17 protein-coding genes are annotated in these 19,394 nt (G+C 59.4%); 15 read left to right on the plus strand and 2 right to left on the minus strand.

Features of this window, described 5'->3' with window-relative positions; genetic code table 11:
• Nucleotides 1-66: 66 nt before the first annotated feature.
• Complete coding sequence (locus BLW03_RS11700) at nucleotides 67-1,059, minus strand: cupin domain-containing protein (protein ID WP_074654238.1); 993 nt, start codon at nucleotides 1,057-1,059, stop codon at nucleotides 67-69.
• 226 nt (nucleotides 1,060-1,285) lie between these two features.
• Between BLW03_RS11700 and BLW03_RS11705 the strand changes: the two genes are divergently transcribed.
• The 6 genes from BLW03_RS11705 (at nucleotide 1,286) to BLW03_RS11730 (ending at nucleotide 10,822) form a co-directional block, all read left to right on the plus strand.
• Nucleotides 1,286-2,308, plus strand: coding sequence for a hypothetical protein (locus BLW03_RS11705; RefSeq protein ID WP_074654240.1), 1,023 nt, complete (start codon nucleotides 1,286-1,288; stop codon nucleotides 2,306-2,308).
• Between the two features lie 278 nt (nucleotides 2,309-2,586).
• On the plus strand, nucleotides 2,587-6,108 hold the full coding sequence (locus BLW03_RS11710) for a TonB-dependent receptor (RefSeq protein WP_074654242.1): 3,522 nt from the start codon (nucleotides 2,587-2,589) through the stop codon (nucleotides 6,106-6,108).
• A 100-nt stretch (nucleotides 6,109-6,208) separates the two neighbouring features.
• Nucleotides 6,209-6,901 (plus strand): FadR/GntR family transcriptional regulator, encoded by a 693-nt coding sequence (locus BLW03_RS11715; RefSeq protein ID WP_074654244.1) that lies wholly within the window; start codon nucleotides 6,209-6,211, stop codon nucleotides 6,899-6,901.
• 141 nt (nucleotides 6,902-7,042) lie between these two features.
• Nucleotides 7,043-8,944, plus strand: coding sequence for a pyrroloquinoline quinone-dependent dehydrogenase (locus BLW03_RS11720; protein WP_074654245.1), 1,902 nt, complete (start codon nucleotides 7,043-7,045; stop codon nucleotides 8,942-8,944).
• A 114-nt stretch (nucleotides 8,945-9,058) separates the two neighbouring features.
• Nucleotides 9,059-10,156 (plus strand): sugar kinase, encoded by a 1,098-nt coding sequence (locus BLW03_RS11725; protein ID WP_074654247.1) that lies wholly within the window; start codon nucleotides 9,059-9,061, stop codon nucleotides 10,154-10,156.
• Between the two features lie 15 nt (nucleotides 10,157-10,171).
• Nucleotides 10,172-10,822, plus strand: a complete 651-nt coding sequence (locus BLW03_RS11730) for a bifunctional 4-hydroxy-2-oxoglutarate aldolase/2-dehydro-3-deoxy-phosphogluconate aldolase (protein WP_074654248.1) — start codon at nucleotides 10,172-10,174, stop codon at nucleotides 10,820-10,822.
• 32 nt (nucleotides 10,823-10,854) lie between these two features.
• On the opposite strand, the gene BLW03_RS11735 is transcribed toward BLW03_RS11730, so the two are convergent.
• Nucleotides 10,855-12,189: an MFS transporter gene (locus tag BLW03_RS11735; RefSeq protein ID WP_083350492.1), complete on the minus strand. Its 1,335-nt coding sequence runs from the start codon at nucleotides 12,187-12,189 to the stop codon at nucleotides 10,855-10,857.
• Between the two features lie 220 nt (nucleotides 12,190-12,409).
• On the opposite strand from BLW03_RS11735, the gene BLW03_RS11740 reads away from it, so the two are divergent.
• From BLW03_RS11740 to BLW03_RS11780, 9 genes are all read left to right on the plus strand, one after another.
• Nucleotides 12,410-12,919: a ComEA family DNA-binding protein gene (locus BLW03_RS11740; RefSeq protein WP_074654250.1), complete on the plus strand. Its 510-nt coding sequence runs from the start codon at nucleotides 12,410-12,412 to the stop codon at nucleotides 12,917-12,919.
• A 19-nt stretch (nucleotides 12,920-12,938) separates the two neighbouring features.
• Entirely contained in the window at nucleotides 12,939-13,412 is a 474-nt protein-coding gene (locus tag BLW03_RS11745; RefSeq protein ID WP_074654251.1) for a nuclear transport factor 2 family protein, read from the plus strand.
• A 29-nt stretch (nucleotides 13,413-13,441) separates the two neighbouring features.
• On the plus strand, nucleotides 13,442-14,422 hold the full coding sequence (locus tag BLW03_RS11750) for a cyclase family protein (protein WP_083350493.1): 981 nt from the start codon (nucleotides 13,442-13,444) through the stop codon (nucleotides 14,420-14,422).
• A 113-nt stretch (nucleotides 14,423-14,535) separates the two neighbouring features.
• On the plus strand, nucleotides 14,536-15,609 hold the full coding sequence (locus BLW03_RS11755) for a type III polyketide synthase (protein ID WP_074654253.1): 1,074 nt from the start codon (nucleotides 14,536-14,538) through the stop codon (nucleotides 15,607-15,609).
• Nucleotides 15,610-15,686: 77 nt separating this feature from the next.
• Complete coding sequence (locus tag BLW03_RS11760) at nucleotides 15,687-16,310, plus strand: methyltransferase domain-containing protein (protein WP_348270846.1); 624 nt, start codon at nucleotides 15,687-15,689, stop codon at nucleotides 16,308-16,310.
• Nucleotides 16,307-17,419, plus strand: coding sequence for an NAD(P)/FAD-dependent oxidoreductase (locus BLW03_RS11765; RefSeq protein WP_074654256.1), 1,113 nt, complete (start codon nucleotides 16,307-16,309; stop codon nucleotides 17,417-17,419). Before BLW03_RS11760 ends, BLW03_RS11765 begins: the two co-directional genes overlap by 4 nt.
• Before the next feature lie 41 nt (nucleotides 17,420-17,460).
• Nucleotides 17,461-17,733, plus strand: coding sequence for an acyl carrier protein (locus BLW03_RS11770; RefSeq protein WP_074654258.1), 273 nt, complete (start codon nucleotides 17,461-17,463; stop codon nucleotides 17,731-17,733).
• Complete coding sequence (locus tag BLW03_RS11775; protein ID WP_074654259.1) at nucleotides 17,730-18,935, plus strand: beta-ketoacyl-[acyl-carrier-protein] synthase family protein; 1,206 nt, start codon at nucleotides 17,730-17,732, stop codon at nucleotides 18,933-18,935. Before BLW03_RS11770 ends, BLW03_RS11775 begins: the two co-directional genes overlap by 4 nt.
• Nucleotides 18,936-18,964: 29 nt before the next feature.
• Nucleotides 18,965-19,387 carry a DUF2147 domain-containing protein gene (locus BLW03_RS11780; RefSeq protein ID WP_244502055.1) on the plus strand — a complete coding sequence of 141 codons (423 nt, stop codon included), beginning with the start codon at nucleotides 18,965-18,967 and terminating at the stop codon, nucleotides 19,385-19,387.
• Nucleotides 19,388-19,394: the final 7 nt, after the last annotated feature.

Genomic DNA, 19,394 nt, shown 5'->3' on the forward strand with positions numbered 1-19,394 from the left:
CTACGGGAATGCAAGTACAACGCGCCGAGCAACCGCCCGGCGCGTGTGTCCTTCGGGAACCATGCGCTAGCGCAGCGGTCTACCGGCGATGGTTGCTGCCGTCGTGTCGCGTGACAGGTTCGGATTGGCCGCAAAGCCTCCGCCCTGTCCCTGCGGACGCGGTGGCGCATTCGGATTCACCGGGCTGCGCGCGATGTATAAAAACCACTCCGTCTTGTCCTTGCTCAGGTTCAGATTAGAGTGATCGGTCTTGCCGGTCGGCGGCACCAGGTAGGACGAGTTCTGTTGCATCTCTCGCAGTTCGCTCCCGATGAGTACGGGGATCGTCCCGGGCGACAGCTTCGTCCAGACCTCTTCCATACCCTGCGGATGGCTATGTGGTTGCGATACAGACCACGGTGGCAGCATGACGGTGTAGATTCGCTCGCCCTGAACCAGACCATCGGCTGTGCCGAAGATGCAGTGGGAGGCATTATTCCAGTGCGCGTTCTCCTCGCACCACGGCAACGCGTAGCTGTTGCGGACGATCAGGGCCTTCTTCGCATCGGGCCCCGCTGTCCATTGCAGCATAATCATCTCGAGCGGCTTGTCCGACGTGTTGACTAAGCGATGCGGCACGGATGGAGGCACCATGATGGCGATACCATCTTTCAAGTCCCACATCTGCTTGCCATCATCCAGTCGACCTTCGCCGCTCTTCACATAGAAGAAGTAGCTGTCCGGGTAGGTTTCGAGCGGCGTCTGCGCGCCCGGCAGCAGCTTGGCAGTCGCAAGATTCTTCCGGTACTGCAGCACCTGGCCGTAAGCGCCGGGATGGTCCGGGTCGCCGGGACCCAGGATCTGCTGGATAAGCAGCGTGCCGTGCGACAGGTGGACCGGCTGATCTTCCGGCCTGCGAAGGAAGCGATCGATGGAGACGCCCTCATCCTCATTGCTGCGAACTGCCGGTGCCCGTCCAGCAGCAGCCGGTGCCGCCGACGCGGGAGGTGTGGCCGCGGGTGTCTGCGCGTAGCTGCAGCCGAGGCCGCCAAGAAACAGGGCAATGCAGGCGAGCTTCATGGATTTCCTTTCGTACCTGACTGTTCGTGAAAGGTCGGAACGGGCGGGTGTGCCCTGTCTTTCGCGCCCAAAGCATAGCGGCAACCTGTAGCACAGGTCAACCGGTGATTGAAAATTTCGCGCAGGTCGTTTGAGCCTCTGTCGCACGGCAGGAAGTCGTTGACCTATCCAACAGGCTGTTGCTACTATTCGCACGTTCCGACACAAACACCCAAAGGAATCCCGAATGACGATGAGGGCTGTACTGAGCGTTTCGATGGCCGCATGTCTTTGCGCCGGCATGCAGGCCCAGGCGCCGCAGGCCGAGATCAGCAATGGCGCGATTCGCGCGAAGGTGTACACGCCGGATGCCAGGACCGGATTCTATCGGGGGACACGCTTCGACTGGTCCGGCGTGATCAGCGATCTGGAGTTTGCCGGACATCATCTTTACAAGCCGTGGTTCGCTTCCACAGATGAGACGGTGCGCGATTTTTCGTATGTGGGAGACGGAATCGTCGCGGCTCCGAACAGTGCCATGACGGGGCCTGTCGAAGAGTTCCAGAGGCCTATCGGCTATGACACCGCAAAACCAGGAGAGACGTTCCTCAAGGTTGGTGTTGGCCTGCTTCGAAAGGCGGATAACGATCCGTACCAGTTCGGAAAACATTTCGAGCTGGTAGATGGCGGCAAGTGGATCACGCGTAAGACCGCCACGTCCATCACCTTTGAGCAGGTGCTGGGAGGTGCGGATTCGACCTACGGCTACGTGTATACCAAAACGCTTCGACTCGTGGGGAAGGAGTCGAAGCTGGTGATCGAGCACCATCTCAAAAACACGGGCAAAACTTCCATCGCCACCGCTGTTTATGATCACAACTTCCTCACGATCGATAGCGCCGGTGTGGGTTCGGCATACACGGTGACGGTGCCGTACACGATCAAGCCGACTCGATCACCCGACCCGAAGTTTGTCACCATTGAGGGCAGCAAGGCCACTTACATTGCGGATCTCCATGACAAAGATCGCGTTGCATTTGGTCTGCAGGGATTTGGTGGAGCTGCGAGCGATTATGACTTTCGCATCGCAAACTCTGCCGCGCAGGTCGAGGTACGAATGCAGGGAGACCGGCCATTATCCAATGCGAGTGTCTGGTCGATTCGCGATGTGCTGGCCGTGGAACCGTTTGTGGACATCAGTGCTGAACCGGGGAAAGAGATGTCCTGGTCTTACACCTACACGTATACCGACCTGGCAAAACATCGCTGATTCAACGGCGATACCGGCCTTTCGAGGTTTTTCTACCTGTAGAACACGACGGATGTTGAACGGGCCCTGCAATTTGCAGGGCCCGACTTCGTTATGCCCCAGCAGGCCGCTTTTTAACGTACCCGCGCTGCTTCAGGTCGAACAAAAAAAGTTTTTGAGATGCTTGACCTGTTGTACAGGTAGTTGCTATTGTTCGTCCGTCTCCGAGGAAGGACCAATACCTGGAGCGAACGAAATCCGGAAGCGGATCGCTGGCGGGATTTTCGGGAGGAGTTGAAATGAGCAACCGCAATACTTTTCTGAGGCTGGTTCCAGTGGTCCCTCTCGCGTTCCTCGCCTGCACTGCAGCGTATGGACAGGCGAGTGGGTCGCTGGTGGGTACGGTGACCGATGCTGGTGGCGCCTCCGTCCCGAACGCGAACGTAACCTACACCAACGTGGGCACCAATGAGACGAAGACGGCCAAGACGGATGACAGCGGCAACTACCAGTTCCTGCAACTGCTGCCCGGCAACTACCGTATTACGGTCGAGGGCAATGGCTTCAAGCAGTTCGTCCGCACAAACGTTGAGGTGACGCTGAACAACGCGACACGCATCGACGCCGCAATGCAGTTGGGTGGCGTCACGGAGACCGTCGAGGTCTCTACGGAAAGCCCGCTTGTCAGCACGCAGTCGTCTTCGTTGAACTACGAAGTGGGCGCCAAGCAGGTGGATGCACTGCCGCTGAACGGACGCAACGTGCTGAACCTGACAGCGCTGGTTCCCGGCGTTGTACCGCAAGGAAATACGTCGGGTAACGCATCCACGCTGAATGTCAATGGCTGGGGAAATTATCAGATTGGCGGAGGCGCAGCGAACCAGAGCCAGACATTCATCGATGGCGCGCCCGTCAACATCAGCTATACCAACAGCACCTCGCTGGTGCCAACGCAGGATGTCATCCAGGAGTTCCAGGTTGCGACCAATAACGTGTCGCCGGAGTTTGGACGGTTCGCCGGCGGCGTGATCAACATGGCGACCAAGGCCGGCACCAATGACCTGCATGGCACCGCTTATGAGTACTACCGCAACGCAGCGTTGAACGCGAACCTGTACTTCAACAAGCACAATCCGGCGAACCTGATCGATAGACCTCTGTTCACGCAGCACCAGTTCGGTGCGGCCATTGGTGGACCCGTCATCAAGAACAAGACGTTCTTCTTCTTGAGCTGGGAGGAGTTCAGCCTGAGGCAGGCAGCTACCACGACGACAACGGTACCGAGCGCGGCCTTTCTTGCAGGAGACTTCAGTTCCATCTGCACGAGCAGCTTTAATTCGGCAGGCGTCTGCAACACGGCGAGCCAGCAGATCTATGACCCGATTAACAAGGACGTGAACGGCAATCGTTTGCCTTTTGCAAACAACAGAATTCCAGGCACGCGGCTGAACGCTTCCGCGATCGCAATTGCAAAACTGATTTTTCCTGCACCGACCAATAACGGCCTGACGAATAACTTCGTCGTCAGCGTGCCGCGTCAGACGGTCTACAACCAGTACAGCGCGCGCTTCGATCACCAGTTGAATGCCAAGAACCAATTGTTCGCGCGCTTTACGAACTGGCACAAGAATCGTTCGGGTTCGTCCGCACTTCTGAACCAGATCGGCAACAACGCAAACTTCGGCACCATCCAGACCGTTGTTGGTGATTCCTTCACGTTGACACCGAACCTTGTAGGACAGGCGCGGGCATCCTATCTGCGGTTCCGGAACCAGTCGATCCCGTTCCTCTGCTGCAGCTTCAACGAAGGCTCGCTGGGCGGTAACTGGGGAAGCTATCAGAGCCAAATTGCCTTTGCGCAGGCACCGCAGCCAAATATTACGGGCTTCAATAACTTCAGCACCGGTGCCACCATTCTCGATACAGACAATGCGTATGTGTTGTCGGGAAGCCTGAATTGGACGCGCGGACGTCACTCGATCCAGTTCGGTGGTGAGTCTCGCCGCATTGAATGGGGTTATGTGCAGTCCAACAGCCCAGGCGGCACCTTCACGGCGGATAACCAGTTCACCGCAACCAGGACTGGCGGCACGGGTGGTTACAGCTTCGCAAGCTGGGCCCTAGGGTTTCCATCATCCGGAAGCGCGCAGGAGCCGTCGCAGTCTCTTGGCACCATGTACTACTCGGGTCTGTTTGTCGGTGACTCGTTTCGCTTGAACAAGCGACTTACAATCAACGCCGGCTTGCGTTGGGAGCAGCCTGGTTCCTTCCATGAGCGCAACGGCAGCCTGACGACGCTGGACCTGACGCGCCCGACGAATTTGCCCGCGGTGAATGGCAAGGTACCTGTTGGCGGCCTGTCGCTGGTCGACACGGACCGTCAGTCGAGCCGCAACTGGCAGAACCTGCATTGGACACTCTTCTCGCCACGCGTTGGATTTGCCTTCAGCCCGAATGAGAAGTCGGTACTGCGCGGAGGCTTCGGTATCTCGTACCTGCCGAACACGGTTGCGTTCAGCCTTGGACCGTACAACAACCCACCGAACAGTGCGACGACGACGATGAATGTGTCGAACAACGGCAACGTGGATCCGAACACAGCCACGACGCTCAGCAACCCATTTCCGAGCGGCATTCTGCAGCCGCCGGGTCGTAACCAGGCTGCGCTGGCCCTCGTCGGTCAGGGCATCCAATCGCCACTGCCAAGCACGAGCTATCCCTATGCCGAACAGTGGAACCTCGGACTGCAGCACCAGTTTGGTCAGGGTCTTGTGGTGGATGCCGGCTATGTCGGATCGCACGGTGTCGACCTGCCGCTGTACTCCATCAACCATAATCAGTTGCCCTACCAGTACATCGCGCAGGGCGCCGCAGCAATGGCGACGAAGGTTGCGAATCCGTTCTTCGGCATCGCTCCTTCCACGTCGGTGCTGGGTGGCCAGACCATCAGCCAGGGCTACCTGTTGAGACCGTTCCCGCAGTACCTCTATGTCACGGAAGACGCGCCGGCTATCGCAGGCTCTTCTTACCAGGCGTTGCAGGTGCGAGTGGAAGAGCGATTCAAGTCAGCCGGCGTACTGCTCGTCTCGTACACGCATGCGCATCTCGAAGGCACGGCCGATACGCTGACCGGGTACCTGGAAGGCAGCCGCTTTGGCGTCGGCGGTGCCTCCGGCGTGCAGGACAACAACAACATCGCGGGCGAGTACTCGAAGTCAAGCTTCGACATCCCGGATCGCGCGGTCATCAGCTATACCCTCGGTCTGCCCTTTGGTCGCGGAAAGGCACTGCTCAGCAACGCGAATGGCTTCGTGGATCGTGTCGTGGGTGGATGGACGTTGAACGGCATCTTCACCTTCCAGTCGGGTCTGCCGATTGCGTTCCAGTACTCAAGCCCCAACACGCTTGAGACGCTCTACGCCGCAGGCAATGCGGGCCCCGGTCTTCCAGCCGGTGTCTCGCGTCCCGACTATGTCGCGGGCTGCAAGAAGACCATTGATGGAGCACCGAAGGACAAGTTGACCAAGTACTTCAACACGGCCTGCTTTGTGAAATCAAACGATTTCGCTTTTGGAAACGAACCACGTGTCGATGACACACTTCGCGCGCAGGGGCAGAACAACTTCGATCTCTCCCTCGCAAAGAAGATCCCGGTAACAGATCGGTTCAACTTCGATCTTCGCGCGGAGTCGTTCAACCTGTTTAACCGGACGCAGTTTGCACCGCCGAACGCACAGGTGGATGTGTCCACGTACGGCACGGTCACGACGCAGGTTAACCAGCCACGTTTAATCCAGCTTTCGGCGCGCGTCAGCTTTTAAGGATGCGCTGGTAAGTGGTCCTCCCAACAAGGGCCGGCACACTCCCTGTGCCGGCCCTGCTTTATCCGGATGACATAATGGGGATGGGGAATTGAACTTAATGCCGACGGATTCGCTGACAACCCGTGTGATCGATCACGTATTCGATCACATACGGCTGAATGGACTTACTTCCGGCGAAACACTGCCTTCCGAGATGCGCACCAGCACTGATCTGAAGATCAGTCGCGGCATCGTGCGTGAGGCCTTCCGTTCGCTGGAAGTGGCAGGCATTATCGAGAAGGGAAATGGTCGCTCGCCTAAAGTCGGTGAACTGAACAATTCCTTCCTGACACACCTGATGCTGCACGCTCTTTCGACCAGCCAGGTATCCATGAAACAGGTACTTGAGATCCGAACACTGCTGGAAGTTCATGCAGCGCAGATGGCTGCGAAGCGCCGCACGAAGTCCGATATTGCACGTCTTCGAGCAGCAGTCAGCGGCATGAAAAAAGCAGCGGGCACGCCCGACGTGTTCGTTGCGCATGACCTCGAATTTCACGCCGTCATCGATGGTGCCACGGGTAATCCGCTCGTCGATATGATGTGTGGCGCAATGCATGAATGCATGCAGCAAACGATGCGTGTGGGCATTGTGAATCGCAGGGCAAAGGCCGACATACTCAAGGTGGTGGAAACTCACCATCAGATTGTCGATGCAGTCGAAGAAGGTAACTCGCAACGTGCCGGTGTCCTGATGCGGAAGCACTTTGAAGAAGCGAAAAAGTCCATCGCGCGTTCCGGCGTGGAGTAACTTCGTGCTTCGCCAAAGACCTCATTTGCGATGTGTCATGGGCTCTGCACGCACCTCGAAATATCGCCTCGGAACTCGTTGACCTGTCCTACAGGTGCATGCTAGATTTCTGCAGTTACCTGCCCGTTCCCAGGAGCTGTCATGAAACTTCGTCTCCGGCGGTTTGCCATTTGCCTGCCACTTTCCATCGCCCTTAGCTGCGCAGCACAGTCGGTTGGCGATTGGCCCATGTATGGGCATGACGACGGCAGCAGCCGCTACTCCCCTCTGACAGATCTCAACCTGAAGAACGTTGCAGGGTTGAAGCGTGCGTGGACGTACCACATGGCGCCCGCCACAACCGTAGCGGCGCCGGCTCCACCGGCGGGCTCGCTGGCCGCCCGTCTGCGCCAACGCCGGACGGAAACCACGCCGCTGATGGTGAATGGCATGCTCTTCCTTCCTACGCCCTACAACTCTGTCCTCGCGCTGGATCCGGTCACGGGCAAGCAGATCTGGGAGCATAAGCTGGCCGCGGGTGCGAACGCGTCGACCCGTGGCGTTGCCTACTGGGGCGGTAGCGGCACGACGCCCGCACGGATCGTCTTTGGCACGAGCGACGGCCTGCTGATCGCGCTCGACGCGAAGACAGGCGAGCCCGCTGCAGGTTTTGGTACTGACGGCATCGTGGACATGAAGCCGGGCGTGCAGAACGGCATTGCAAACGCGCGTGTCAGCATGACGTCTCCTCCCAGCATCTATAAGAACGTCATCATCACCGGCTCTGTCGTGCAGGAGTCGCCAAGCATCGGCGCCTCGGGTGATGCACGCGGATGGGATGCCGTGACCGGCAAACTGTTATGGCAGTTCCACTCCGTGCCACGGCCCGGCGAGCCTGGTAATGAAACGTGGGAGACACCGGATTCGTGGAAGGATCGCTCCGGCACCAACGCGTGGGGCTTCCTCAGCGTCGATGCGCAGACTGGCCAGGTGTTTCTGCCGTTTGGCTCACCGACGACCGATGCCTACGGCGGGGACCGCAAGGGCAATAACCTGTACGGTGATTCGCTGGTGGCACTGGACGCGAGCACCGGCAAGCTGAAGTGGTTCTACCAACTGATTCACCACGACACGTGGGATTACGATCCCGAATCTGCGCCGATTCTCGTCACGGTGCACCGCGGCTCGAAGAAGATTCCTGCGGTGGTGGTGACCTCGAAGACGGGACTGATCTTCGTTCTGGATCGCAACACCGGCAAGCCTGTCTACGACGTGAAGGAGACAGCCGTACCAGCGAGCGATGTTCCGGGTGAGTTCTCCGTCAACACCCAGCCGGTGCCGGCGAAGCCTGCTCCGCTGGCAAGGATGAGCTTCGATCCGAAGGACATTGCAACGGTCACGCCAGAGCACCAGAAGTTCTGCGAGAACCTGCTGAAGTCCGACGGTGGTCTGCACAACGATGGTCCGTTCACACGTTACGGGTTGAAAGGTTCCATCGTCTTTCCGGGCACGCTCGGTGCGACGAACTGGCATGGTGGCTCCTACGATCCGAAGTTAAATTACGTCTTCTTCAACACCATTGAGTTGGCAGATGTAGGCAAGGACACTCCGGCTCCTGCGGGATCGCCCTGGCCCTATCAGCGCGCAGGCTATGGACGCTTCTGGGACGGTGACAAGTATTGGCCGTGCCAGCAGCCGCCATGGGGCCAGATGGTTGCATTGAACCTCGACACGGGTGAGTATGCGTGGCGTGTGCCGCTCGGCATCATCCCGGAGCTCGATGCGAAGGGTGTTCATAACACCGGCGCGATGAACATGGGCGGCAGCATTGCAACAGCGGGCGGGCTCGTATTCATCTCTGCCACGAACGATCATCACTTCCGCGCCTTCGACGCGAAGACCGGCAAGATCGCCTGGGATACCGAGATGGAAGCGGGCGCCTACGCCACGCCAATCACCTACAAGGCCAAGGATGGCAAGCAGTACGTTGTCATCGTGGCGACTGGCGGCGGATATTACGACAAGACGGGTGGTGACAGCGTTGCCGCTTACGCTCTACCCTAGGAGGACGGGCGGTCTTCCTGTTTAACAGGGTAAGAGTGTCGTGGCTGCTTCTGCAGCGGTCGCGCTTCCGCATGACAATTTCCAACGTAGCGGCTTGCCGCGTCCGAAAGTGATATGAACGCAAACGGTGGGCTGCAGATTCGCTCTGCTGAGACATGTAAGTGGGATCTATTGAGCCTGGGCGAAGTGATGCTCCGCTTTGATCCCGGCGAGGACCGCATCTCGCGCACACGGCACTTTCGTGTGTGGGAGGGTGGCGGCGAATACAATGTGGCGCGTGGTCTGCGCCGGTGCTTCGGCATGCGCACCTCGCTGGTGACAGCGCTCGCAGACAACGCCGTGGGTCGCCTGCTGGAAGACATGATGCTGCAAGGTGGAGTGGACCTGAGCCATCTGCGCTGGACTGCCTTCGATGGCGTGGGGGAAGCCAGCCGCAATGGCGTGTACTTCCTGGAGCGTGGCTTCGGCAACCGGCCGGCGATGGGCATGATGGATCGTGGTCACACGCCCATCTCCCAGTTGCAGCCGGGCGACGTCGATTGGGACAGCATCTTCGGGGCAGAAGGGGTGCGCTGGTTCCACACCGGCGGCATCATGTGTGCGCTGTCCGCGTCTGCCACTGAGGTAGTGCGTGGGGCGATGACCTCAGCGCGTCGCCATGGCGTCCTGGTTTCTTACGACTGCAACTATCGGCCGTCGCTGTGGAAGCGTCGCGGCGGAAGACAGGGCGCTGCATCGATCAATCGTGAGCTTGCGCCGCTGGTGGATGTGCTGCTGGGCCACGATGGCGATCTTGCACGGGAAATCGGCGCATCGTCGCAGGGACCGCCGTCGCACGATGAAGAGAGCTACGCAGCGATGGCGCGGGGCATCTGCGGTGACTTCCCGAACATCCAGGCGATCGCCACCACGACGCGCAAAGCGACCGTTGCCAATCGGAATGACTGGGGCGCCTTCGCCTGGATGGACGGCGAGGTGTATCGCGGTGCGCAGTACAACGATCTCGAAATCTTCGATCGCGTGGGTGGTGGTGATTCTTTCGCAGCGGGCTTGTTCTACGGCCTGATGAACAATCGTGGCATGCAGTGGTCGCTGGACTGCGGCGTGGCGCACGGCGCCCTCGCCATGACAACCGCGGGAGACAACTCGATGTTCACACTGGCTGAGGTGGAACACGCCATGACCCGCAACGGCGCCGCCGTGCAACGCTAAGGATAAGGAACTGATATGGACAGGACAGCAGTTTTAGAGCGTATTGGACAGGTCGGCGTCTTGCCGGTGCTGCGAGCCAGCACAAGCGACGCGGCCATGGCACTTGCCGATGCAATCGCAGAGGGCGGCATCGCAGCGCTTGAGGTCACCATGACAGTCCCCGGCGCGATCGGCGTGATGCGGCGACTGGTCACGGAACGGCCGGAGTTGTTGATTGGCGCAGGCACCGTGCTGGATCCGGAGACGGCGCGCATGTGCATCCTGGAGGGCGCACAGTTCGTCGTCAGTCCTGCGCTGAATCTTGCGACGGTTTCGCTTTGCCGGCGCTATTCGGTTGCCGTGCTTTCAGGCGCGCTGACACCCACTGAGGTCATCGCTGCCTGGCAGGCCGGCACTGACATCATCAAGGTCTTTCCGGCCAGCGCCATGGGCGGTGCCAAGTATCTCAAGTCACTCAAGGCGCCGCTGCCGCAAGTGGAGCTGATCCCGACCGGTGGGGTGTCGCTGTCGAACGCTCGCGAGTTTCTGGAGGCAGGCGCCTTCGCGCTTGGTGTCGGTGCAGACCTTGCGGATGAGAAAGCAATCCTGGAAGGCCGCGCGCAGGATGTCACGGCCATCGCCAGGAAGTACGAGGCGATTGTGCGCGAGTATCAGTCGACCTTCTAAATCTTCAGCAAGTATCCCAGTAGAGACGAGCGCTACTCGGCTAGCGCCAGGTCGCTCGTCTCTGCCATGGCGTCTACCTGTTGTACGGGTCGCAGCACCAGGATCAGGATTCCTGACACCGTCAGTGCAACGGACATCAAGAGGTAGCCTGCCTTGGAATTTCCCGTAGACGCCTGCAGATAGCCCACGAGATAGCTGCCAAGGAACGAGCCAAGCGCTCCCATGCTATTGATCAGCGCGGTGACCTCGCCGGCGACGTTGCCCGGGAGCATCTCTGGAATGATGGCGAAGAACGGGCCGTAGGGTGCGTACATGGCGCCACCGGCAAGGATCAGGAAGCCGAAGGCGACGAAGAAATTCATGCCGGCCGTCAGATAAGACCCGAAGAATGCTGCGCCTGCGAGTATGAGGAACGGCCACACAAAGCGTGTTCGCTGCGCCGTGCGGTCTGAGTAGAAGCTGACAACGATCATCAGCAGGGCCGCGACCGCGTAAGGGATAGCGCTCAGCAGGCCGGTGGCACCAATGCCTTGTGACGAACCTTTGCGGATCATCACCGGCAGCCACAGCACGAAGCCGTAGACGCCGATGGACCAGAAGAAATACTGCAGGCAAAGCAGGATGACGTTAGGGTTCCGCAGCGCCACGGTAAGGCTCGCCACCTTCGGGATAACGCCTTGCTCGCTCGCCAGTGTGGCCGTCAATTCCTGGGCAGACTCCTTGCTGATCCATGCAGCATCTTCCGGCTTGTCGCGAATGACGAAGTACCAGACAACGCCCCACAGCACCGACGGCAGACCTTCAATGATGAAGGTCATCTGCCATCCGAAGGCCTTGATGATGTAGCCCGTCACCGCGGACATCCAAAGCACCGTGACCGGATTTCCGAGGATGAGCATGGTGTTCGTGCGTGAGCGCTCCGACCGCGTGAACCACTTGGTCAGCAGGATTAACATGCCCGGCAGGATGAAGCTTTCGGCCGCACCCAGTAACAGGCGATCTGCGGCGAGCCACCAGTACGACTTTATGACGCCGGTCAGCGAAGCGAGAATGCCCCAGCTGATGAGCGACAGGAAGATAAGCTTCCGAGCGGAACGCTTGCGGGCGTAGGCTGCGCCGGGAATCTGGAAGATAAAGTAGCCGAAGAAGAACAGGGAACCCAGGAGCGCCGACTGTGCGGCGGTGATGTGCAGTGTTTCCGCCAGGCCAGCCGCTGCGCCAAAGCCATAGTTCGCGCGATCGACGTACGCAAGACTGTACGTAACGAAGACGGCAGGAATAATGTAGAGCCAGCGACGCTTCAGGTCGGGATATTTCGAGAGATCAGTGGTAGCCGCGCCGGAGCTTTGAGAGGGTTCGAAAGCCATCGTTCATCCTTCTTGATTTCAGGAGCACCGCAGTCGAAAGATTGCCGACGCGCATCCCACCAGTCTGTACGGTGTGCGTGAGACTACCAGTATCCTGTTAAACAGGTCAACAGCCGATAACGCCGGAATTACAGGCGCACTCGCTACGATCTTCCATGCGTCCGATTGACCTGTCCAATAGGAGTTTGATACGCTCCTCCCGTTTGACGGAGGTGCCTGCATGCGGTTGGGAAGCTGGATCAGCAGCGCGGCCATGGCGACGGGAGCGTTGTTCCTGCTGCTGCCGGCGCTGGCTGGGAACTACGTGCAGACGCCCCCACCCGCGAAGGATCTGCCGCCCGGGGCGGGACATGATGCCTTTGTGCGAGTGTGCAACGGCTGCCACGTCACGGCTCTTGTTACTTCTCAGCGCAAGTCGGCCGATGACTGGGCCTCGGTCGTGATTGAAATGCGCAATCGTGGCGCAGTGGGATCGGACCAGGATCTTGAAGACATTGTGGGGTATCTCGCTGCCAATTTTGGTCCCGCTGCCGCACCCGTTCGCGTGAACGTCAATAGCGCTTCCGCTGCCGAAATCGCCGGCGCGCTTTCCTTGCCTCTCGCACAGGGAAATGCGATCGTCGAGTTCCGCGAAAAGAGCGGCAAGTTCAAAGACATCACAGCGCTGGAACAGGTGCCGGGCGCAGACACCGCCAAGATGGAAGCTGCGAAAGACCGCATCGATTTCTGAAGCCGTACCGGAGAGAGTCATGAAGCAGTGTCAACTTACCGTCCCTACCCTGCTCGCAGGTGCAGCCGTGTTGCTGTCCGGCGTGGCCCATGCACAAAGCCTGCCACCGCAGAAGCGCCAGGCAACACCGGAGAAAGTAATCGCGGAACATATCGCGGCGCTGAATGCCTGTGACTGGAATCGCATGATGGCACAGTACAGCGACAACGTGGAATTCCTCTCAAAGGACGGCAATGTCGTCAAAGGCCGTGAGGCCATTGGAAAGATGTTCAAGACGGCACTGATGCCGCCGGCAAAGGGTGGCCAGTGCGGCATGAAGCTCATCCCGGAACACACGGTCGTTGTGGATGGCACGGTGAACGTGGTGTGGCGTGCAGAGGCTCCCTTCTTCGCCGAACCGTATAAGGGTTCTGAGGCGTTCGAGACGAAGGATGGCCTGCTGGTGTTACAGGTGACCACGTGGGATCCGGCCGCCATCAAGATGAAGAAGTAGACGCCTCACTCTCAGGGACATCCACACACATGAATCGCCTTATCACCACGCTGGCTTTCGCTGCTCTCTTCGCACTGCCCTGTGCGGCACAGACGCCATCGCAGCCGCGCGAGTCGCTGACGAAGGCGCAGTTCGATGAGATGTTTCACAAGCTTTCGAACTGGGGGCGCTGGGGTAAGGACGAGCAGAAGGGCACGCTGAATCTGATCACGCCGGCGAAGCGTCAGCAGGCGGCAAAGCTGGTGACGGCGGGTATCTCTGTCTCCCTGGCGCGCGACCTCAATACGGCGAAAGAGATCGATAACCCCGATCCATTTCAGGATGCGATGGCGCTTGGCGCTGACGGCAAGTTCAACACCGACACTTACAAGGTGAACTTCCACGGCTTTGGCTTCAGCCACTTTGATGCGCTGTCGCATACCTTCTACGACGGCAAGCTTTACAACGGATTTTCTGACCATGCGATTACACCTCATGGCGGCGAAGTGCTCGATGCCACGCAATATCGTGATGGCATCTTCACGCGTGGTGTTCTCATCGACATCCCCTGGCTGCGCGGCCTGCCTTATCTCGAAAAGACGGGTCACATCTCTGCCGCGGACCTCGATCTCTGGGAGCGTAAGACCGGCGTGCATGTGACCTCGGGTGATGCCGTGCTGATCCGGACGGGGCGTTGGGCTCTGCGCAATGCGAAGGGGCCATGGGACATCTCCAGCGCCGCTGCCGGTCTCGATCCTTCAGCGGTCGCATGGCTTCACAAGCGGGACGTGGCCTTCCTGGTGAGCGACGCCGCGCATGACGCGCTACCGTCTGCGGTCCAGGGCATCGACTATCCCATCCACATCCTGACCATTGTGGCGATGGGAATGTCCCTCGCGGATCAGTGCAACCTGGAGGATGTCGCCGCGACAGCCTTGAAGCTCCACCGCCAGACCTTCCTGCTGACCCTTGCTCCAATCCGGATCAAGGGTGGAACGGGCGCGCTCATCAACCCCATCGCGACCTTCTAAACCTTCACATTCTCTTCAGCCTGTACAGGGAGCAGCGAGTCTGTGATCACACAACAACGAGTGTGACAACATAAGTCCTGCGAAGGGTCATCCAACTCGCATTGAGAGGTTCCATGGCGAGCAGGGTTTACCTCGAGCGGATCGCGACCGCTACATTCGACAGTGATGTCCACGAGGCGTTTGTCCGCTACGCGCATGGAATGCTTCGGGAAGAACGTAGCCGCGCACTGTTCCTGCGCATGGCGGAACGTTCCGGTATCACTGCGCGCTACTCGCCGCTGTTCATCGATGGAACGCACGGCCCCACCGATGTGGATGCGTACGAGTTCTACCAATCCGGCAGCTTCCCCGCGACTGCGCAACGCATGGCGCTCTACAAACAGTTTGCGCCCGTCCTGATGCGCCGTGCGCTGGATCGGCTCGCCTTGAGTCAAGAGGAGCGGCAGAGGGTTCGTCACGTCATCGTGACGTCCTGCACCGGCTTCTATGCGCCCGGGTTGGACTTCGATGCGGTGGACTATCTCGGTCTCGATCCCTCGGTAGAGCGCACCATGATCGGCTTCATGGGCTGCTATGCAGCCATGAATGCGCTGAAGCAGGCTCGACATATCGTGCGATCGGAACCGGATGACAGTGTGTTGGTAATCAACCTCGAAATCTGCACCCTGCATCTGCAGGAGTCGCAGGAACTCGGCGAGGTGTTGTCATTCCTTGTCTTCGGCGATGGCTGCGCGGCGTCGCTTGTAAGTGCGCGACCCACAGGTTTTGAGCTTGAGAGTTTCCGCGCGATACGCCTTGAGAACACGTCCAATCTGATCACATGGGATATCGGCGATCAGGGTTTTGACATGGTGCTCTCAGGGCAGGTACCGACCGCGGTAGGACAAGCGCTTGAGGCGCATCGGAAGGATTTTGTGCACGATGGAAGCGTCGCTCTCTGGGCGGTTCATCCGGGGGGACGATCCGTTCTGGATGCGGTGGAAGACGCACTGGCATTACCCACCGGGGCGCTGCAGGCATCGCGCGATGTTCTTCGGCAATACGGCAACATGTCCTCTGCCACGGTGATGTTTGTGCTGGAGTCGATAATGCGGACGGCTCGTGCGGGGCAGCGAGGCTGCGCCATGGCCTTTGGGCCGGGGCTGACCGCGGAGACGATGAATTTCGTCACGGCACCGCAGTCATGATGGATTTCGCCTCGCGTGCACACCTGTCTGAGTGGATGGATGAGCCATGCACTTATGAAGACTTTCGCGCATGCCTCATGGATCTCGAGCAGGTGAATCGACTGACCTTCGCGTACCGCCCTACGCTCGACTGGCTGGGGAAAGTCATAGGTCAGGAGAAGCGCACCCTGCATATCGTGGATGTGGGCAGTGGCGGTGGTGACATGTTGCGGATGGTCGAGAGTTGGGCAAAGCGAAACAATCTTGCGGTGCGGCTGACTGGGATTGATCTGAATCCTTATGCGGCGCGCGCTGCTGCGGAAAGGACGCCGCGCCGATCGAAGATCGCATGGGTCACGGGCGATGCCTTTTCGTATCGGCCTGACGTTCCTATCGATTTAGTCCTCAGTTCTTTATTCACGCATCATCTGGCCGATGAGGAGATTGTTCGCTTCCTCGCGTGGATGGAGCGCGTGACGGAACGTGGCTGGTTCATCAACGATCTGCACCGCGAGCCGTTTCCCTACTTTGGCTTTCAACTGCTGGCACGCGTTATGCGTTGGCACCGCTTCGTGCAACACGATGGACCAATCTCCATACGCCGCGCGTTTCGCCACGACGATTGGACCAGGTATCTGACTGCCGCAAACGTGTCGGCCAGGGCGGCGCACCTCGTTACCTATCGGCCGGCGAGGTTGTGCGTCTCGCGCGTGAAGGTATGACTCCCATCGATGCGGAAGCGCTGATCGTGGGCGGCGGCCTTGCCGGCAGCATGGTTGCGCTGGAGCTTGCAAAGGCCGGACGCGGGGCTGTTTTGCTGGAACGGAGCAAGGCAGCGCACCACAAAGTTTGCGGCGAGTTCCTGAGCGCTGAGACGATTCATTACCTGGCGCGCCACAATGTCGACCTGCCCGCACTTGGGGCGATTTCGCTGCATTCCGTTCGGTTGGTGCTGCGGCGCGGGATCGTTGAAGACAGGTTACCGTTTGCTGCATACTCGCTGACGCGCTCCGTGCTCGATGAGGCATTGCTGACGCATGCCGCGGCCGCTGGCGTGGTGGTGGAGCGGAACAGCGCTGTGGAGCATCTGCAACCGCAAGGTGCTGCCTGGTGCGCTTCGGTACGTGACGGACGGAGCTTTCGCTCGGCAAACATCTTCCTCGCCACAGGGAAGCATGATCTGCGGGGATTCTCACGCCCGGCAGGAACGCATCGCGGTCTTATCGCCTTCAAGATGTACTACCGGCTCACGCCTCAACAACATGCGCAACTGGGTGCGGCGGTGGAATTGATCCTGTTCCCGGGTGGCTACGCCGGCCTGCAACCGGTTGAAGATGGCCGCGTAAACTTATGCCTGCTGGTCACAGGAAAATGTCTCAAGAGCGTGGGCAGTAACTGGGCTGGACTTGTTCCATATCTCTTCCGCCATGCACCGCACCTTGAGGAGCGGCTGCGTGGTGCCGTGTCGCTGTTGGATGCACCGTTAACCGCGTCACACATCCCCTACGGCCACATGCAAGCGGCTTCGCGGGATGGCTTATGGCATCTTGGCGACCAGGCGGCGGTCATCCCGTCGTTCTGCGGAGATGGCATGGCGATCGCGCTGCATAGTGGGGCGGTCGCAGCGCACCACTTTTTGAAGGGTGATCGAGCAGAGACATACCAGTTACAACTTCGCTCGCAGCTTGGACGTAGACTTGCGCTTGCGACGCGTCTCTCCCAAGCGATGGTGGCATGGCCGGAGGCAGCGCAGATCGCTCGACTGGTCCCGGGACTGCTTTCTCGCATCGCATCCATGACGCGAATACCGGACACGGCGTTGCTGCGATAAGTGATGGACCTGGTCGGCGCGAGCGATAGCGGGAGGGTGCTGTGACGGAACTGGAAGTGGAATGCATCCGACGGATTGCCGAAGAGAAGTTGATTCCGGCAGAGTCCATCACGCTGGACACCTCGCTGGAATCGCTGGCGATCGATTCGCTTGATCGTGTCACGCTTGCCTTCGATCTGGAGGAGAAATACGGTGTGGAGATTCCCGAAGCGAAGCTGCACCAGATCATGACCGTGCGCGATGTTGTCGTCGCTGTGCAGCAGGCGCTTACGAAGAAGCAGCAAGCGATTGCGGGCGGTACGGGCGCGGCATGAGACGTGTTGTTCTTACAGGTGCAGGATGCGTCACGGCAATTGGTCACGACGTTGCCACCTTCCGTTCAAATCTGTTTGCCGGAATCTCAGGCATTCATGATGTGGAGGACGTTCCTCCCGGTGAGCTTCACTTCAGCACGATCGCAAGCGTGCGCGGTTTTGTGGCTTCGGATTGGCTGATGGCATCGCAGACAAAGCTGGCGGAGCGATCGTCACAATTTGCGATTGCTTCCGCTCGGCAGGCACTGTCGGCATCGGGGCTGATGAAAGCTTATGCGGGCAGCGATGTCGCCGCAGTCTTCGGATGTTCTGCTGGCGGGCGCACTGCCGAGGAGCCTGAGACAGCGAAGCTCTACACGCAAGGCGGACGCATCCATCCGCTGACCGTACCACGGGCCATGGCAAGCGCCGGCACAAGTCTCGTGTGTATTGAGCATGGCATCACCGGCCCCGCGTATAACGTCTCGACGGCATGTGCTTCCGGCGCGCATGCGCTGGGGCAAGCCTTCCACATGGTTCGCTCAGGCATGGTGGAAGCTGCTATCGCCGGTGGACATGAGGCGCCCCTGACCTTCGGATTTCTCAAGGGCTGGGACAGCCTGCACGTCGTCTCTCCCACGGTATGCCGACCCTTTGCGGCGGACCGTGATGGTATGACGCTGGGCGAGGGAGCCGCATTGGTGACCATGGAAGCGATGGACGCTGCCGTAGCGCGAGGTGCGCCGGTTCTCGCTGAGATCGTTGGATTTGGTATGTCATCGGATGGCCATCACATGACGCAGGCCAACCCCGCGGGCCCCGCCGCAGCGATGCTGCGCGCGCTGCAGGATGCTCACGCGATGCCATCCGAGGTCGGCTATGTCAACGCGCATGGAACGGGGACAGATGTGAATGATCGTGCGGAGGCGGATGCGTTGCATCGCGTCTTCGGAGACGATGCGCGCACCCTCCCGGTCAGTTCGACAAAGAGACTGCATGGCCATGCCATGGGGGCCTCGGGAGCGATTGAGCTACTGGCAACTGCGCTTGCGCTGCACGAAGGTGTGCTGCCGGGGAACGGTCACATCCATGTCGATGAAGCACTGAACCTGCAAGGTGTTCTTCGCGAGAACCGGAAGACCGATGCCTCAATGGCGCTCACTAATTCATTCGCCTTCGGCGGTTTGAATGCCGTGATCGCTTTACGGAGGTACGTCCCGTGAGAGCTTGTCGAACGGCAGGTTTGCTTTTCTTGTCGGGGGCATGTCTGCAGCTCTTTGCCGGCATCGCAGGCGCGCAGCAGAGTGGAATGCTGGGCTATTGGAAGGAGCCAGGCGGGTCCATTGTTCAAGTCGCGACGTGCGGCAAAGACATTTGCGTCAACATCGTCTCGATCAGCCCAACGGCTCCGGGGCGCGTGGATAACAACAACCCAGATGCCAGCCTTCGTGGGCGATCGCTCTGCGGTCTGCGCATTGGAGAAGGCTTTGAGCCGGTGTCACCGACCAAGGCGGAAGAAGGAAAGCTCTACGATCCAAAGTCCGGCAGAACGTATCGCGGCCGGATGGAAAGTCATGGCGACGAACTGAACCTGAGGGGCTACGTTGGCATTTCTATCCTGGGCAGGACGGAGAAGTGGAGCCGCACCTCAGTGACGAAGGTCTGTGCCCGATGAGGTGCGG

The organism is Terriglobus roseus, assembly GCF_900105625.1.
Classification (GTDB): domain Bacteria; phylum Acidobacteriota; class Terriglobia; order Terriglobales; family Acidobacteriaceae; genus Terriglobus; species Terriglobus roseus_B.

Excerpts from the sequence above, each read along its gene's own strand:
- BLW03_RS11755 (WP_074654253.1), top strand. The coding sequence starts at position 14,536 with ATGGCGAGCAGGGTTTACCTCGAGCGGATCGCGACCGCTACATTCGAC.
- BLW03_RS11720 (WP_074654245.1), top strand. The coding sequence starts at position 7,043 with ATGAAACTTCGTCTCCGGCGGTTTGCCATTTGCCTGCCACTTTCCATC.
- BLW03_RS11765 (WP_074654256.1), top strand. The coding sequence starts at position 16,307 with ATGACTCCCATCGATGCGGAAGCGCTGATCGTGGGCGGCGGCCTTGCC.
- BLW03_RS11775 (WP_074654259.1), top strand. The coding sequence starts at position 17,730 with ATGAGACGTGTTGTTCTTACAGGTGCAGGATGCGTCACGGCAATTGGT.
- BLW03_RS11740 (WP_074654250.1), top strand. The coding sequence starts at position 12,410 with ATGCGGTTGGGAAGCTGGATCAGCAGCGCGGCCATGGCGACGGGAGCG.
- BLW03_RS11750 (WP_083350493.1), top strand. The coding sequence starts at position 13,442 with ATGAATCGCCTTATCACCACGCTGGCTTTCGCTGCTCTCTTCGCACTG.
- BLW03_RS11735 (WP_083350492.1), bottom strand. The coding sequence starts at position 12,189 with ATGGCTTTCGAACCCTCTCAAAGCTCCGGCGCGGCTACCACTGATCTC.
- BLW03_RS11730 (WP_074654248.1), top strand. The coding sequence starts at position 10,172 with ATGGACAGGACAGCAGTTTTAGAGCGTATTGGACAGGTCGGCGTCTTG.
- BLW03_RS11715 (WP_074654244.1), top strand. The coding sequence starts at position 6,209 with ATGCCGACGGATTCGCTGACAACCCGTGTGATCGATCACGTATTCGAT.
- BLW03_RS11700 (WP_074654238.1), bottom strand. The coding sequence starts at position 1,059 with ATGAAGCTCGCCTGCATTGCCCTGTTTCTTGGCGGCCTCGGCTGCAGC.
- BLW03_RS11705 (WP_074654240.1), top strand. The coding sequence starts at position 1,286 with ATGACGATGAGGGCTGTACTGAGCGTTTCGATGGCCGCATGTCTTTGC.
- BLW03_RS11725 (WP_074654247.1), top strand. The coding sequence starts at position 9,059 with ATGAACGCAAACGGTGGGCTGCAGATTCGCTCTGCTGAGACATGTAAG.
- BLW03_RS11760 (WP_348270846.1), top strand. The coding sequence starts at position 15,687 with ATGGATCTCGAGCAGGTGAATCGACTGACCTTCGCGTACCGCCCTACG.
- BLW03_RS11745 (WP_074654251.1), top strand. The coding sequence starts at position 12,939 with ATGAAGCAGTGTCAACTTACCGTCCCTACCCTGCTCGCAGGTGCAGCC.
- BLW03_RS11710 (WP_074654242.1), top strand. The coding sequence starts at position 2,587 with ATGAGCAACCGCAATACTTTTCTGAGGCTGGTTCCAGTGGTCCCTCTC.